Annotated in this window: 13 protein-coding genes; 12 read left to right on the top strand and 1 reads right to left on the bottom strand. The window is 32.7% G+C overall.

Features of this window, described 5'->3' with window-relative positions:
* Positions 1 to 19: 19 nt before the first annotated feature.
* The 9 genes from rplQ to AABL87_RS00025 all read left to right on the top strand — a co-directional run bounded on the left by rplQ (position 20) and on the right by AABL87_RS00025 (position 11474).
* Entirely contained in the window at positions 20 to 496 is a 477-nt protein-coding gene (rplQ, locus tag AABL87_RS00065) for a 50S ribosomal protein L17 (RefSeq protein ID WP_006259470.1), read from the top strand.
* Between the two features lie 105 nt (positions 497 to 601).
* Positions 602 to 1726, top strand: coding sequence for a glutamine-hydrolyzing carbamoyl-phosphate synthase small subunit (gene carA, locus AABL87_RS00060; protein ID WP_016650413.1), 1125 nt, complete (start codon positions 602 to 604; stop codon positions 1724 to 1726).
* A 96-nt stretch (positions 1727 to 1822) separates the two neighbouring features.
* On the top strand, positions 1823 to 3115 hold the full coding sequence (gene eno, locus AABL87_RS00055; RefSeq protein ID WP_006259468.1) for a phosphopyruvate hydratase: 1293 nt from the start codon (positions 1823 to 1825) through the stop codon (positions 3113 to 3115).
* A gap of 339 nt (positions 3116 to 3454) precedes the next feature.
* Entirely contained in the window at positions 3455 to 4741 is a 1287-nt protein-coding gene (locus AABL87_RS00050; RefSeq protein ID WP_006266956.1) for a citrate synthase, read from the top strand.
* A gap of 108 nt (positions 4742 to 4849) precedes the next feature.
* Positions 4850 to 5764, top strand: coding sequence for a dimethylarginine dimethylaminohydrolase family protein (locus tag AABL87_RS00045; RefSeq protein ID WP_006262065.1), 915 nt, complete (start codon positions 4850 to 4852; stop codon positions 5762 to 5764).
* A 10-nt stretch (positions 5765 to 5774) separates the two neighbouring features.
* A complete protein-coding gene (gene ctlX, locus AABL87_RS00040) occupies positions 5775 to 6713 on the top strand; it encodes a citrulline utilization hydrolase CtlX (protein WP_016650415.1) in 939 nt (312 codons plus the stop codon).
* A 144-nt stretch (positions 6714 to 6857) separates the two neighbouring features.
* Positions 6858 to 8981, top strand: a complete 2124-nt coding sequence (locus AABL87_RS00035; protein ID WP_286384204.1) for a TonB-dependent receptor plug domain-containing protein — start codon at positions 6858 to 6860, stop codon at positions 8979 to 8981.
* Positions 8981 to 10423 (top strand): HmuY family protein, encoded by a 1443-nt coding sequence (locus AABL87_RS00030; protein ID WP_341276748.1) that lies wholly within the window; start codon positions 8981 to 8983, stop codon positions 10421 to 10423. The genes AABL87_RS00035 and AABL87_RS00030 overlap by 1 nt, the downstream gene beginning before the upstream one ends.
* A 172-nt stretch (positions 10424 to 10595) precedes the next feature.
* Positions 10596 to 11474, top strand: coding sequence for a hypothetical protein (locus tag AABL87_RS00025; protein ID WP_341276747.1), 879 nt, complete (start codon positions 10596 to 10598; stop codon positions 11472 to 11474).
* Here the strand turns inward: AABL87_RS00025 and AABL87_RS00020 are convergent.
* Entirely contained in the window at positions 11471 to 12439 is a 969-nt protein-coding gene (locus AABL87_RS00020) for an AraC family transcriptional regulator (protein ID WP_006264741.1), read from the bottom strand. The two genes, AABL87_RS00025 and AABL87_RS00020, sit on opposite strands and share 4 nt — an antisense overlap.
* A gap of 130 nt (positions 12440 to 12569) precedes the next feature.
* Between AABL87_RS00020 and AABL87_RS00015 the strand changes: the two genes are divergently transcribed.
* The 3 genes from AABL87_RS00015 to xpt all read left to right on the top strand — a co-directional run bounded on the left by AABL87_RS00015 (position 12570) and on the right by xpt (position 15357).
* Positions 12570 to 13232 carry a class I SAM-dependent methyltransferase gene (locus AABL87_RS00015; RefSeq protein ID WP_006266961.1) on the top strand — a complete coding sequence of 221 codons (663 nt, stop codon included), beginning with the start codon at positions 12570 to 12572 and terminating at the stop codon, positions 13230 to 13232.
* Between the two features lie 70 nt (positions 13233 to 13302).
* Entirely contained in the window at positions 13303 to 14637 is a 1335-nt protein-coding gene (locus AABL87_RS00010) for an MATE family efflux transporter (RefSeq protein ID WP_006266962.1), read from the top strand.
* Between the two features lie 153 nt (positions 14638 to 14790).
* Positions 14791 to 15357, top strand: a complete 567-nt coding sequence (gene xpt, locus AABL87_RS00005; RefSeq protein WP_006259458.1) for a xanthine phosphoribosyltransferase — start codon at positions 14791 to 14793, stop codon at positions 15355 to 15357.
* Positions 15358 to 16385: the final 1028 nt, after the last annotated feature.

Below are 16385 nucleotides of genomic sequence, written 5' to 3'. Positions count from 1 at the left end.
GTCTAAATTCTAGTAAGAAATGAGACACGGAAAGAAAATAAATCACTTAGGTAGAAAAGCAGGACATAGAAACTCTATGCTTGCTAATATGGCTTGTTCTTTAATCGAGCACAAGCGTATCAATACTACTGTAGCTAAAGCTAAAGCTTTAAAGCAGTTTATTGAGCCATTAGTAACTAAAGCTAAAACTGACGATACTCATAACCGTCGTGTTGTTTTCTCTTATTTGAGAGACAAAGACGCAGTTACTGAACTATTTAGAGAAGTAGCTCAAAAAGTAGGAGATCGTCCAGGTGGATATACTCGTATTATTAAGTTAGGTAATCGTTTAGGAGATAACGCTGATATGGCTATGATTGAATTCGTTGACTTCAACGAATTATACAACGTTGCTAAGAAAGAAGCTAAAAAATCATCTACTCGTAGAGGTAAAAAGAAAGCTGCTGAAGCTCCTGCGACTGAGGCAACTTCTAATGAAGCTGAAACTAATGAATAGTATCAACAAAATTTATTTTTGTTATTTATAATATTAAGGACATTCTTTATAAGGATGTCCTTTTTTTTTTATTTTTGCTAAAAATTAATACAACACAACAATACAATGGAATATTCAGAAAGAAAGAAGGCAGTTTTAGTTTTAAAAGATGGAACTGTTTTTTTTGGTAAGTCGGTTGGTGTAGAAGGTACAGCATTCGGAGAGATTTGTTTTAACACTGGAATGACAGGTTATCAAGAAATCTTTACAGATCCTTCTTACTTTGGTCAAATCATGTTATCAACAACTGCTCACATTGGTAACTATGGGGTTAATGTTGACGAAGTTGATTCTAATGGAATTAAGATTTCTGGTTTAGTTTGTAAAAACTTTAGTTATTATCATTCACGTCCAAATTCAGAATCGGATTTATTGACTTATTTAGAGAAGGCTAATCTTATAGCTATTTCTGATGTTGATACACGTGCTCTTACAGCTCATATTAGAGACAACGGTGCTATGAATGCTATCATCTCAACAGATGGTAAATCAATTGAGGAGTTAAAAGTGATGTTAGAAAATGTTCCTTCAATGGAAGGCTTAGAGTTATCTTCTAAAGTATCTACTAAAGAAGCTTACTACTTTGGTGATCCTAATGCGTCTCATAAAATTGCGGCAGTTGATTTTGGTATTAAAACAAATATTTTGCGTTGTTTCGAAGAGAGAGATTGTTATGTAAAGGTGTTTCCTTATAATGTTTCTTATGATGAATTAGTTGCATTTGGTGCTGATGGATATTTTCTATCTAACGGACCTGGTGATCCACAAGCTTTAGCAAAATTAGGAGTTCTTGATACGGTTAATAAAGTTATAGATTCAGGGCTTCCTGTTTTCGGTATTTGTTTAGGTCATCAATTGATTGGATTATCTCAAGGAGTTAGTACATTTAAAATGTTTAGTGGACATCGTGGAGTAAATCATCCTGTGATGAATCTAGGTTCTACTCAAGGTGAAATCACATCACAGAATCATGGTTTCGCTATTAATAAAGAGGAGTTGGCTAAACATGCTAATCTTGAGTTAACTCATGTGCATCTAAATGATGGTACTGTTGCAGGTATGAAGATGAAGAATAAGAATGTTTTCTCTGTTCAATATCATCCTGAATCAAGTCCTGGTCCACATGACTCAAGATATTTATTTGATGAGTTTGTTGAGAATATAAAAAATAATAAAGGAGCTACAGTGTAGTTCCTTTCGTTATATATAAACTTTATTTCTTATCTGTATTAAGTAAGTTCAATTAAAGTTGTAAATTTGTTTATACTAAATTTTAAGACACAATTTATGAGTACAATTATTAGTGTGCATGCACGTCAAATATTAGATTCTAGAGGGAATCCTACAGTAGAAGTAGATGTTATTACTGAAAGTGGTATGTTAGGTCGTGCTGCTGTTCCATCTGGAGCTTCTACGGGTGAGCACGAAGCAGTAGAGTTACGCGATGGTGGTAAAGCTTTCTTAGGTAAAGGAGTATTAAAAGCTGTTGATAACGTTAACAATGTAATTGCTGAGCACATCGTAGGTGTTAGTGTTTTCGAACAGAATACTATTGACCAATTGATGATTGAATTAGATGGTACTAGTAATAAAGGAAATTTAGGAGCGAATGCTATTTTAGGTGTTTCTTTAGCAGTAGCTAAAGCAGCAGCAAATGAGTTAAGAATGCCATTATATCGTTATGTAGGTGGTGTTTCTGCAAACACGCTACCAGTTCCAATGATGAATATTATTAATGGTGGGTCTCACTCTGATGCTCCTATTGCATTTCAAGAGTTTATGATCATGCCTGTAAAAGCAATTACTTTTACACATGCTATGCAAATGGGGACTGAGATATTCCATCATTTGAAGAACGTTTTACACGAGAGAGGATTAAGTACAGCAGTAGGTGACGAAGGAGGTTTTGCTCCTACTTTAAAAGGAACTGAAGATGCTCTTGATTCTATTAAATTAGCAGTTGAGAATGCAGGCTATAGATTTGGAGATGAGATTATGATCGCTTTAGATTGTGCGGCTTCTGAGTTCTATGTAGATGGTAAATATGATTATACTAAATTCGAAGGTGAATTAGGTAAAGTACGTACTTCTCAAGAGCAAGCGGATTACTTAGCTGAGTTAGTTGAGAAGTATCCAATAGTATCTATTGAAGACGGTATGTACGAAGATGATTGGGATGGTTGGAAGTATTTAACGGATAAGATTGGTGATAAAGTTCAGTTAGTAGGTGATGATTTATTTGTTACTAATGTAGCTAGACTTGAGCGTGGTGTTAATGAAGGTATTGGTAACTCTATTTTGATTAAAGTAAATCAGATAGGAACACTTACTGAGACTATAGCTGCTGTTAACATGGCTAAGAATGCTGGATTTACTTCTGTTATGTCTCACCGTTCAGGTGAAACAGAAGATAGTACTATTGCTGATTTAGCTGTTGCTCTTAATTGTGGACAAATTAAAACTGGTTCTGCGTCTAGATCTGATCGTATGGCTAAGTATAATCAATTATTAAGAATAGAGGAAGAATTAGGTGATATCGCTTATTATCCTCAGGGGAATGCTTTTAAAGTAAAAAGATAATCCTTTATAAATAAAAAGCGGTAGATATGATATCATATCTACCGCTTTTTTATTTTATAGTACATGGGCACGGTTATGCTGGTATTTTGTAAAAATAAATTATTGTGAATAATGTTTTTTTTTAACTAATCCAATGTGTTTATGATTATTTAGTATGCCTTATTTTTTCATTCGTTTTGTTAGTCTCTAAAATGAGGTTTTTTGTTCATTTTTAATGATTACTTTACGAATATGACTTGTATGTATGCATAATAATTCCTATCTTTCCTACTGAAAAATTACTAGAATATGTTTGCTAGTAGTGAGTAAAACTTATAGAAAAAATAAAATAATAACAATATGTCTAAAACAGCTTATATAGAGGTTGACGGTAAAAGACATGAGTTTCCTGTATTAGTTGGTACTGAGAATGAAGTAGCAATTGATGTATTGAAATTACGTGCTTTAACTGGAGCTATTACTTATGACCCAGGTTATAAAAATTCTGGTGCATGCAAGAGTGCAATTACATTCTTAGATGGAGAAGAAGGAATCTTGAGATACAGAGGATATTCTATTGAAGAATTAGCAGAATATTCTAATTTCTTAGAAGTTTCTTATTTGATTATCTTCGGAGAGTTACCAACTCAAGAACAATTAGAGAAATTCGAGAATGATATCAGAAAGTATTCATTAGTTAATGAAGAAATGAAGAATATCATTGATGGGTTCCCTAAGACGGCACACCCGATGGGAGTGTTAGCTTCTTTGACTAGTGCTTTAACTGCATTTAATCCTAAAGTAGTTGACGCTGATTGTTCTAAGTCATTATATGAGGCTGTATGTAAGACAATGAGTAAGTTCTTAGTAATAGCAACTTGGACCTATAGAAAAGCTAAAGGATATCCTCTAAACTATTATGATAATACTAAGAGCTATGTAGATAACTTCTTAAGATTGATGTTTGCTTTGCCAACAGAACCTTATGAAATCGATCCAATCGTAAAAAATGCAATTGATAAGTTATTTATCTTACATGCGGATCATGAGCAAAACTGTTCTACATCTACAGTGCGTATGGTAGGTTCTTCTCATGCTGGATTATTTGCATCTGTATCTGCTGGTGTTTCTGCTTTATGGGGACCATTACATGGAGGAGCTAATCAAGCTGTATTAGAAATGCTTGAAGCAATTCAGAATGATGGTGGTGATGTAGAGAAATATTTAAATAAAGCTAAAGATAAAGATGATTCTTTCCGTTTAATGGGATTCGGACACAGAGTTTATAAAAACTTTGATCCAAGAGCTAGAATTATCAAAAAAGCAGCTGATGAAGTATTAGGAAAATTAGGTGTTGATGATCCAGTTTTAGACATTGCTAAAAAATTGGAAGCAGCAGCTCTTAAAGATCCTTATTTCGTAGAAAGACACTTATATCCTAATGTTGATTTCTACTCAGGAATTATTTATAGAGCTTTAGGTATCCCTACTGAAATGTTCACAGTTATGTTTGCTATTGGACGTTTACCAGGATGGATCGCTCAGTGGAAGGAAATGAGAATTAATAAAGAGCCAATTGGAAGACCTAGACAGTTATACGTTGGTGAAGCATTAAGAACATTTGTTCCTATGAAAGACAGAAAATAATATTTATTTTATATTTGTTGAAGAGGTACCCTAATTAAGGGTGCCTTTTTTATTTTGTAAAGAATTAAGTAGAGAGTATTTTGTTATATTTGTGGAAAATCAATATTTATGCTTAAGTTAAACGTTAAGAATGAAACCTCGAGATTGCGGGCTGTGGTCCTAGGTACAGCTAATAGTATCGGACCCACACCTACAGTAGAAGAAGCTTACGACCCTAAGTCGTTAGAGCATATTAAAGCAGGTACTTATCCTGTAGAATCTGACATGATTCAAGAAATGGATGCTTTTAATAAAGTATTCGAAAAATATGATGTAAAGGTGTATAGACCTGAAATCATTGAAGACTACAATCAAATTTTTACTCGTGATATTGGATTTGTGATTGAAGATAAATTCATTAAAGCGAATATCCTACCAGATAGAGATCGTGAATTACATGCAATACAGTATGTGTTAGATCAAATTGATCCTGCATCTATAATCTCTGCTCCAGAAGAAGTACACTTTGAAGGAGGAGATGTAATGCCATGGAATGATTATATTTTTATAGGAAGCTATAAACGCCCAGATTATAAAGAATATATTACAGCAAGAACAAATCAACTAGGTGTTGATTTTATTAAAGAATTATTCCCTAATAAAACAGTTTTATCATTTGACTTGGTGAAGTCTAGAACAGAACCACGTGATAATGCATTGCATTTAGATTGTTGTTTTCAACCAATCGGAAATGATAAAGGAATAATCTATAAAGGTGGTTTTTATGATGAGAAAGAATACTATCAATTAGTTGAAATTTTCGGTAAAGACAACTTATTCCACATTGAAAGAGAAGAAATGTATCATATGTTTTCGAATGTATTTTCTATTAGCCCAGAAGTTATTGTGTCTGAACGTAATTTTACAAGACTGAATAATTGGTTAAGAGATAATAATTTCGTTGTAGAAGAGATTCCTTATGCAGAAATTGCAAAACAAGAGGGGTTATTAAGATGTTCTACACTACCTTTGATACGTGATTAAAATATATGTTATGAATCAAACTACTAATACAATATTAATGATTCGCCCTGTGGCGTTTCGTATGAACGAACAAACTGCGGTAAATAACTATTATCAAAAAGTACTTGATAATACAACTCCTGCTACAGTTAATGCAAAAGCTCAACAAGAATTTGATGCTTTCGTAGAAAAATTAAGAGCTGTTGGAGTTAATGTTATTGTAGTAGAAGATACTGTAGATCCTGATACACCAGATAGTATTTTCCCGAATAACTGGATTTCTTTTCACGAAAGTGGAGAAGTGGTTCTTTACCCAATGTTTGCTGAGAATAGAAGACTGGAGAGAAGAGAGGATATATTTGATATCTTGGAGAAAGAAGGTTTTGAAATCGATGATGATATATGGGATTATACATCGGCAGAAGAAGATAACTTATTCTTAGAAGGTACAGGAAGTTTATTATTAGACAGAGCTAATGAAAAGACGTATTGTGCATTATCACCACGTGCTGATGAAGGTTTAGTTATTGAGTTTTGTGAAGATTTTGAGACAGACCCAGTAATTTTTGAAGCGTTTCAAACAGTAGATGGAGAAAGAAAACATATCTATCACACTAATGTTATGATGTGTTTAGCCGAAACATTTGCTGTGATTTGCGCAGATTGTATTGATGATAAACAAGAGAGAAAAACAGTCTTAAATAGTTTAAAGAGCACAGGAAAAGAAGTTATTACTATTACGGAAGAACAAGTTAATAATTTTGCTGGTAATATGTTACAAGTAAAAGGAGCAAACGATCAACGTTATTTAGTAATGTCAACGCAAGCTTATAATAGTTTAGACGCTAATCAAATAAAAGCAATAGAAAAGCATTGTCCAATCTTACATAGTAGCTTAGATACTATAGAAGCTTGTGGTGGTGGAAGTGCTCGTTGTATGATGGCAGAAGTGTTCTTACCTAAGAATTAGATAGATATTTATTTTGATATACTGAAAACGAAGCAATAGCTTCGTTTTTTTATTTACAAAATAATTATTTAAATTCATTTTAAATAAGATATTTTTCTATCTTTGCAATCAAGAAATCATCTAAATAAAAAACAAAAAGAATAAATGAAGCGTAATACCATATTTGTACTGAGTGCTTTTTGTGCAATTCCAGCATTTACTTTTGCTCAAGTACAAGATACTATAACGCCACCCAATGCTAATCTTGGAGAAATTGTTATCTCTGGACAGTATAGTCCACAATCTATAAATAAGGCTGTTAATAATGTGACAGTTCTGAATAGGCAACGTTTAGAAAATTTAGGGGCAGTAACATTAGCTGACGCATTAAATCAAGTGATGAATATATCTATACTACCAAATGCTGGTACAGGTAGATCTACTGTGAAGATGTTTGGTTTAGACGCCCAGTATTTTACGATACTAGTGGATAATGTACCTATGATTTCTGATGAAGGCTTTGGTAATAATACAGACCTTACTCAGATTAACTTAGATGATATTGAACAAGTAGAAATTGTAGAAGGAGCCATGGGGGTAGACTATGGAGCGAATGCAGTAACAGGAATTATAAATATCATTACTAAGAAAAATAATATTCATGATTGGAACGTAAATTTCTTTACACAAGAAGAGACTGTTGGTGATGAATATAATTTGAAGAATAAAGGAAAGCATATTCAGGGGCTAACGATAGGACATAATATAAATGATAATTTATATGCAAGTGTTAGTTATACTCATAATGATTTTAAAGGATGGTTTAATGATAGAAAAGGGTTTACTTATTATGGAGATGAAGATAAAAGGGGACACGAATGGTTACCAAAGAATCAAAATAATGTAAAGGCTCTTCTGAATTACCACCATAAGTCTTATCGTGTATTCTATAAGTTCGAATACTTTGATGAGAGAATGAAGGATTATAGTAAGACCTTTGAGGTAAATGAGGATCCCGTGTTTGAAACGATTGATCCTATTGCTAAAGATCGTATTACGAATACAAAGAGATGGTCTAATGTTCTAAATACTTCTGGTAAATTTCAAGATCTTTTCCGTTTTGATTTGTCTTTTACTTATCAGAAACAAGAGAGGGAGATAGATTTTTATAGATATAGAATTAAGTATGACGAGAAATTTGATAAAAACTCATATAAAAGTGAAAGTAGAGAAGTGTTCTTTTCGAGAGGAACTTTTAGTGATTTTATTAAATGGGAGAGAGCTAGATTCCAAGTAGGATATGAAGTAGCCAATAGTAAAGGGTATTCATTAATGAGCGAATCATTAGGAGAATCTCCTCAAAGCAGATCTTTAGGAAGTTATGATTTTTATGCTTCATCAGAGATTGACGTTATGCCTAATTTCATGATTCGTCCAGGATATCGTTTAATGACTTCAAATACTTTTGACAGTCAGCATGCTATGAGTTTAATGCTTAAATATGTATTGCCAAATGATTATGAAATTCGTGCTACTGTAGGTACATCACCTCGTTTGCCTAATTATGAAGAGTTGTATACGTATTTTGTAGATGTTAATCATGATTTACAAGGTAATCCAAATTTAAACCCTGAGAAAGGGAAGACGTTCTTTTTGAATATTAAAAAAGCAGTAGAATTTAGTGAAGATATTGAATTTAGTAGTAGTTTGACTGGACGTTTTTTGAATGTACAAGATAAGATTGATGTAATTCAGATTATTGATCCATCAGGACTTAAGTATAAATATCATAATGTTAATCGTTATAGAAATATAGGGGTAACTTTCTTGAATCAGTTGCGTTGGAAAACATTAGATGTAGGTCTTGGTTTTACCTATTCAGGTGCTGCTCAGCAAATATATGGTGCTCCTAGTGATACAGATAAATTCTTATATACTCCTGAAGTGACAGCTAATGTTAGTTATAAGTTGCCATCTACAGGGACTATGTTCTCGTTATATTATAAATTTAATGGGGAAGAATATCGTTATAAGATGGAGTCAGATCTTTTTGGTGAATACTATATGAAAGGAAAGCAAGAAAGCTATTCTTGGATGGATTTTAGTGTCCGCCAGCCTTTCTTTAAGAATATGTTGTTTGCAACAGTTGGGGTAAGAAATATATTTGATGTTAAAGATTTAACATCAACAACAAGTTCTGGAACAGCGCATAGCTCTTCTTCTCCTTCACAACCACTGGGATATGGAAGAAGCTTCTTTGTAAAATTACAATATAAATTAGGTTTTTAATGATGATGAGACGTTTATTACATATTAGCATATTTATCGTATCTCTTTTTATGATGATATCATGTGAAAAGGATTCTAAGAATGGTAATAGTGACACAAGGGATTTTATTGTAGCTTATGAAGAACAATCTATCAGTTATGGAGAAATCGTAGATAAGAAAGAATTAAATGTGATTTTTTCTGAACCGGCTGCCGAAGCGGGAAGTATTGAGATGAGAGTTTCTGAAGTAAATGCAAAATATGATGTAGATTATAATACTATTCCAAGTGCTAAAGCGGGTATATTAACTATTCCTTTCGCTAAAGGCGATCGTAAAGTGAATTTTGTATTTAATAACCTAATATATCCTTATGATCGTTCTGATAAGACAGTCCAGTTTGATATAGTGAAGGTTAATTATTCAATAAAAGAACCTAAGATTCAAGGATATAATGTGATGGTGGTTAGTTTTGATACTGCTATCGGAGGAGTGTTAACACCTCCTATTGGAGGACCAAGTCAACCAAAGCAAGTATACGTAGATTTAGGAGGAAAGGCAATGTATCCTGTACAACGTGATTCTTGGGACTTAGCCTTTTATGCAGATAAAGAGTTTAGAGTTAAATTGAACGGATCTATTTATATGGCCACAAGTGCTTTATCAAGTACAGATATTGATAAAGTGAGAGAAAGTGATGTAACGAGTCTAAAAACTCAGGTACAGATAGGTACATTTGATCCAGCTAATGTTGCTTATATAGATGCTCCTACTGGTGAATTATCAGCAACAGCAATTAAGGAGGTAAAACTTAACTCTGATGAAAATAAAGTTTATTTAGTAAACTTAGGTTTTAAACCTGGTACTTCTAGTGTTGCTGCAGGTTCTGTAAATGTAACTGGTGATACAAGAGGATGGAAGAAGATTAGAATACTAAGAAAAGATCAAGGTTATCTACTGCAGTATGCAGATTTAAATGATAGTACACATAAGGAAGTGTTTATAGAGAAGAATTCATCTTATAACTTTGTTTTCTTTAGTTTTGATACTAATAAAATTGTTAATGTTGAACCAAGTAAACAAAAATGGGATTTAAACTTTACTGTATTTACAAATACGGTTGATCAAAATGGTGACCCAAAAGGTTCTTATGGTTATTCTGATTTTATTGTAAACAATAGATATGCGGGTGTTACTGCTTATAAAGTTACAATACCTGAAAAGGATAAAACAATGTATAAGAGTTTCTCTTTAGCCGATGTAGATAAAGGAGCACTGTCTTTAGACTTGCGTACTATAGGTGGTACATGGAGAGATGTAGCGAATGATAAAAAATTATTCACCAATATCTTTTACGTAATTAAAGATTCAAAAGGTAATTACTATAAGATGCGTGTACTAAGCTTTATGAATGAAAAAGGTGAACGTGGATACCCAAGATTTGAATATAGCCTATTAAGGTAATTAATAATATTACATAACTATTTGTTGTCGCAGGTTATGTATGTGATTCAATGTAATCATACAGTACTTCAAGTATTTGTTGTTTATTGAGTTGTTAGTTTATTTTTGTTAGAAAACCCCAAGATTGTCGCTCTTGGGGTTTTTTTATTACTTTTAAGTTTTTAATCTGTCTATGATGCCTATAGTTACACATTCTAATAAGATTCTACATCCTTTATTTTTAGTATGCCTAGCTTTGCTTCTGTGTAATGATTTTTGGTTGAAAGAAGAGTTTTCTAATGTGATAACGGGCAAACTATCAGATTTTACAGGACTATTTATCTTCCCTTTTTTTTGGTCTGCCTTTTTTCCAAAATATACTAGAGGTATTCATATAAGTACAGTGTTATTGTTTATATGGTTTAAAAGTCCTTTATCTACCCCTGTGTTATCATGGCTTAATGGTTTTGGATTATCTATCGGACGGGTAGTTGATTATACTGACTATATGGCTTTAGTCAGTGTGGTGTTGTGCTATTATGTATTTAATAATGTTACTATCCATAGATCATATCGCAGTGCCAAAGTAGGAGTGATTTATCTTTCTATTTTTTCTTTTATGGCAACTTCTCAGATTCCTAAAGTATCTACTTTTTATCCTATTCAGGACCAAGAGTATTATTTTAAAGGAACGAAGAGAGAACTGATTCAAAAATTAAATGAAGTTCAAGTAGAAAAAGTGCAGAAGTGGAATAATAAACTTACTCCTGTTCAAAGACCTATTGTAATTGACTCGGTTAATGATTTGATACATTATGAACTAAACGATCAATATGTACTAGGTAGATTACTAGATATAGAAGAGGAGAAGAGAGATAGTGTTTACTATCAGTCTAATTTAGTTAAGTTTGTCATCACACAAGAGAACACTAGAGCCAAAATTACTCTTCTTGAGATTATGGTTAGAGTTCAAGGGGTAGGAGATGTTGATATCACTAAACTACCATATCCTAAAAAGGAAGTCAGAGCTTTCAAAAGAAATTTGATAAGCCCCTTAAAGAAGAAATTCTAAGCCTCTCTGTATTTAGCTGGTGTAGTTTGATACATACGTTTAAAGGCAGAAGTGAAGTGTTGTACATGCTCGTATCCACAGTAGTGAGCTATTTCTTTGATAGGTATAGTTGTGTTGCGCAACAATTTATGAGCGTATTCCATTCTTAATTGATACACATATCCGAATACTGTTGTATTGTAGACCTCTTTGAAGCCTTTCTTTAGTTTATAATCATTTAATCCCACTTCTAGTGCAAGTTCTGATAAACTAAGAGGGGCTTGATAGTTTTGTTCTATGTGTTCTTTAGCTTCTGCCAGTTTTTGTTTATCAGATAGAGATATTTTTGTCAAATCCTTATTGGAATTTAATCGTATATATTGTTCGAATTGCAATAAGAGTAATTCTTTACTCTTTACATCTAAGTATAATTGTTTCATGACACCAGTTCTATTTGTGTTATAAATTTCGGTAAGAACTGCTTTTATTTCTACGTTTACTAAAGCATTGTTTTGGAATAACTGGTTGTTTGTTTTATTGATAGGAGGGATCAGACCTTCATATTGATTAATTAAGGAGTCCACATGGTCTTGAGGGAATAGTACCTCCATATATTCATTGCTGTTTTCATTTTGTTTAAAAGTACCTTGTAGTTCTTTTTGTAAATATAGGTTGTGTTGATTTTTATTAAACTTTACATTGTTGTAAGTCGAATTAAAGGCTGATCTACCATTTATACAAAAGTGCATTTCATAAAATGGTTCATCTGTATACATCTCTATAGAGATATCCTTTTTTATATTCATCATCCCGAAGATTAGAATAGAATTCTGATTATAGTACTCTGTTACTTTATTTTCTACTATATCATTGTGGATGCGTATGGTCTTACATTTATCTAGATTAGCTGTTTCTGAGTATAAAGTTTGATATCTTTTCTCTAGTAAGATCTCTTTTGTATTGATGTCCTTAATGATCATTTCCATAATAATCCGTTTTGCGTAAAGTTTACTCCTTTTAAGGTAACAACTATTTTAGTTACATGAAGGAAATTTGCACAAATATAATTATTAAGATTAATTCTAAATAACTATATTTGGTCAAAATTTATAGTATATGGAGCCAATGGATAATATTGAATTAGCAAAACAGCTTAGATGTCCTAGTGGAGATGATGGAGTTAGGGTTGGAAATAGGATGTATGCATCCAATAACAATATGATTTATAAAACTATTGACCGTTTAAACATTAAAGCAGGGATGCATATTCTAGAATTAGGATTTGGTAATGGTCGCCATTTGCCATATTTGTTTTCTAAAGAAAAAAGCTTGAGTTATGAAGGTATTGAGTTATCTGATGTCATGTTAAGTGAAGCAACAGAATTCAATAAAGAGCTAATAAAAGAAAGTAAAGTCAAATTGTCTTTAGGGAATGATACAGGAAGAATGGATTTTGAAGACAAATCTTTTGACGGTTTCTTTTCGGTTAATACTATTTATTTTTGGGAAGAGCCAAATAAGTATTTTCAAGAGATATATCGTATTTTACGTTCAGAAGGACAATTAACTTTATCGTATATTCAGAAGGACTTTGCTCTAAAACAAGCTTTCGCTACAGAAGAAGTCTTCCATTTTCATAAGACAGAGTGGCTTATTCGTTTATTGACTAATATTGGTTTCTATAATATAGAACAATGGCAGTATATGGAGAATACAACTAATAAGCTAGGACAAGCTGTTGTGCGTCCATTTGTTATTCTAAAAGCGACTAAGTTGTAAAGAGAGAAATCTTCTTATCCTTGTTTCTAATGTTTATCAGTGAAAATTATTAAATCATTCACTTATAAATATGGATAAACAGAAACAATTGATTTTAAAAGGCAATTTGTCTAATGTGATGTGGCAGATGTCTTGGCCAGCTATTATAGCGATGGTCTTATTTGGGCTAAATAACTTTTTAGACGGTGTCTTTGTTGGGCACCTGATTAATGATACAGCATTGGCAGCTGTTGGGATCGCTTTTCCTTTAGCACAGATTGGACAAGCTATCGGTAGCCTTATAGGCACGGGTGCAGGTGCCGCTATTAGTATTTGGATAGGAGCAGATGATCAGAGTAATTTGGCTAGATGTTTAGGTTCAGTTAATTTTCTTAGCATTTTATTCTCCGTGGCTTTTATGCTTCCCGCCTATATTTTTGCCGATGAACTAATCTATTTGATGGGAGGCAGAGGGGAGATAGCTATTTTAGCTTCCCAGTATTATAAGGTTATTCTATTAGGTACTTTCTTTTGGGTACATGGTTTAGCGTTGAATATGATGATTCGCGCAGAAGGAAAGATGAAGACTGCAGCTCTAATGATAGCGATAGGGTTAATAATCGATATAGTACTTAAGCCTATTTTTATATCTATATTAGGAGGTGGGGTAGTAGGTGCTGCTTGGGCTACTAATGTATCGATGATTGTTTATACTATTCTAGGTATAGGGTATTATCATTTTTCTAAATCTTCTTTTAAGACTAATGTTTGGTCATTTTTTAATGATAAGCAGATTACTAGACTTATTATTAAGCTAGGAATGCCTGCCATGATTATGATGGTGATGGTTGTCATTCAGAATATAGTCATTTTTAATGCCTTGTCTAAGTATGGTACAGATAGTGACATTACCTTCTTTACTGCTGTTAATCGTTTTTATTTATTATTGTGTACACCTATGTTCGGATTGATGCGTGCACTTCAGCCAGTAGCAGGGATGAATTATGGTGTCCAGAATTATGTTCGTACTAAGCGATCATATGTATTATTTACTTGGACTGGAGTAGGGCTATTATTACCCTTCTGGTGTTTAGTAATGTTTTTTCCTCAGGATGTCTTATCCTTAATGATACCAAACCAATTATTTTCAATAGATCAATTGATTAATTTTCGTGTATATATGAGTGTTTTGTTGGTGTTGCCAGCTATATTCATGGGTATGGTTTGGTTTCCATCTGTAGAGAATGCGAGGCCAGCTAGTTTGGTTGCGCTTTTTAGACAGCTAGTGTTGTATGTTCCTATTATGTTAGTTGTGCCCCGTATTTTTGGGATTAATGGTATTTATTGGGCAAGTGCTTTGATCGATTGGGCTATTTTTATTGTCGTGATTTTTGTGTTAAGACGTAGTTTTAAGAGGATGGTATAAATTAATAGAAGAATAGAGACTGTTTTTTCTTGCTTGAGTAAAGAATTTAAAGGAACTAGGATAGGGATAAAAGGATTATGCGTAAATTCGCTTGCAATTTTCAAAGGAAGTTTAGTCGTCCTTTTCATTTTATAATTATACAACACAACATATATGGAATTATTAAGAGAGAGAATTTTGCAAGATGGAAGATGTTTTGAAGGAGGAATTTTAAAAGTAGACAGTTTTATCAACCATCAGATGGACCCTGTACTAATGAAATCTATTGGAGTAGAATTCGTAAGAAGATTTGCAGGAACTAATGTGAATAAAATTATGACTATTGAGGCTAGTGGGATTGCTCCAGCTATTATGACAGGATATTTATTAAATCTTCCTGTGGTATTTGCTAAGAAGAAAAAACCTAGCACAATGGAGAATATGTTACATACACAGATACACTCTTTTACTAAGGATAGAACGTATGATGTGGTTATAAGTAATGATTTTCTTCAGCCTACAGACAATGTTTTATTTGTAGATGACTTTTTAGCGTATGGTAATGCTGCTTTAGGAGTACTAGATTTAATAAAACAGTCTGGTGCTAATTTAGTAGGAATGGGATTCATTATAGAAAAAGCATTTCAAGACGGACGTAAGTTAATAGAAGAGCAAGGAGTAAGAGTAGAATCTTTAGCAATAATAGAAGATCTGTCTAACTGCACGATTACGATTAGATAATATTTTAGAATAGTTTTATATTCATATACGGCCCTAGATCATATAGTCTAGGGCTTTTTTATTGTCATCATAAGTTACCCCTCTTCAAGAGTGCGACAAGACCTCTTCAATATTGCTTCAAGAAAGAGGTGCTCAGATAGAGCAATCTTGGAGAAATGTTGAAGCGGTGTTGAAGAAGTAGGCATAAAGGCTTGCTATTACTGGGATACAGAAGTGTTTTGGTTTTAGAAAGATAATACAGGTAATATACCTTACTTGTTGATAAACAGTTGTTTGTGGTGGTAATTGCTCAATGTGAGAATAAAAAAAGTACATCTGTTTTTCTTCGAAACAAGATAATAGCCATATAATAAGGGACTTTTCTTCTAAAAAAGCATACCTATATAAGTAGATCAACTGTAAAAAGTAGATAAAACACCTCTATATAGGATAAAGTAACATTTAGAAATAGACAGAAAGGGTATAAGAAGGTATATTCTCAATTATTACATATATATAATAGAGTATAATATTAAATACATTCTACCGTCCAACCTTACGTATATATAGTATAGAGACGCCATAACGCTATAACCATTAAAAAAAGACAAAAAAACTTTCGCTTGTAAAAGGTGGTATAATAATGAGTTATGAAATACTTTTTAAAAACATTGAAAAAAAGACAAAGATAAGTTTGGAAGTAAGAGAAAAGATACTACTTTTGCATCCGCATTAGAGAAGTAGTTGCTACGGTAACAATGTCTCGAAGAGCAGACGATCATAAACAAAAAGTGAAGCAAGAACGACTAAAAATAAGCTTTAAAAAATTTATATAAATAAATTTGGATAAGTAAAAAATAAGGTGGTATCTTTGCAGTCCGCTTCAGTAAAAACGGGAGTTGAGCGAAAAAATAAAGAGAAATATTTTCTAGAAAAGTTTTGCTAATTCGAAATAAGTTTTTACTTTTGCACTCGCTTTGAAAAACAAGTGAGACTTAGAAATAAGAAGACAACGTTCATAAACATATTGGATTGACAGCATACAAATA

This window comes from Myroides sp. C4067, from assembly GCF_038039665.1.
Taxonomy (GTDB): domain Bacteria; phylum Bacteroidota; class Bacteroidia; order Flavobacteriales; family Flavobacteriaceae; genus Flavobacterium; species Flavobacterium odoratimimum.
This window is presented reverse-complemented; position numbering and strand designations above follow the sequence as displayed.

Excerpts from the sequence above, each read along its gene's own strand:
- rplQ (WP_006259470.1), top strand. The coding sequence starts at position 20 with ATGAGACACGGAAAGAAAATAAATCACTTAGGTAGAAAAGCAGGACAT.
- carA (WP_016650413.1), top strand. The coding sequence starts at position 602 with ATGGAATATTCAGAAAGAAAGAAGGCAGTTTTAGTTTTAAAAGATGGA.
- eno (WP_006259468.1), top strand. The coding sequence starts at position 1,823 with ATGAGTACAATTATTAGTGTGCATGCACGTCAAATATTAGATTCTAGA.
- AABL87_RS00050 (WP_006266956.1), top strand. The coding sequence starts at position 3,455 with ATGTCTAAAACAGCTTATATAGAGGTTGACGGTAAAAGACATGAGTTT.
- AABL87_RS00045 (WP_006262065.1), top strand. The coding sequence starts at position 4,850 with ATGCTTAAGTTAAACGTTAAGAATGAAACCTCGAGATTGCGGGCTGTG.
- ctlX (WP_016650415.1), top strand. The coding sequence starts at position 5,775 with ATGAATCAAACTACTAATACAATATTAATGATTCGCCCTGTGGCGTTT.
- AABL87_RS00035 (WP_286384204.1), top strand. The coding sequence starts at position 6,858 with ATGAAGCGTAATACCATATTTGTACTGAGTGCTTTTTGTGCAATTCCA.
- AABL87_RS00030 (WP_341276748.1), top strand. The coding sequence starts at position 8,981 with ATGATGATGAGACGTTTATTACATATTAGCATATTTATCGTATCTCTT.
- AABL87_RS00025 (WP_341276747.1), top strand. The coding sequence starts at position 10,596 with ATGATGCCTATAGTTACACATTCTAATAAGATTCTACATCCTTTATTT.
- AABL87_RS00020 (WP_006264741.1), bottom strand. The coding sequence starts at position 12,439 with ATGGAAATGATCATTAAGGACATCAATACAAAAGAGATCTTACTAGAG.
- AABL87_RS00015 (WP_006266961.1), top strand. The coding sequence starts at position 12,570 with ATGGAGCCAATGGATAATATTGAATTAGCAAAACAGCTTAGATGTCCT.
- AABL87_RS00010 (WP_006266962.1), top strand. The coding sequence starts at position 13,303 with ATGGATAAACAGAAACAATTGATTTTAAAAGGCAATTTGTCTAATGTG.
- xpt (WP_006259458.1), top strand. The coding sequence starts at position 14,791 with ATGGAATTATTAAGAGAGAGAATTTTGCAAGATGGAAGATGTTTTGAA.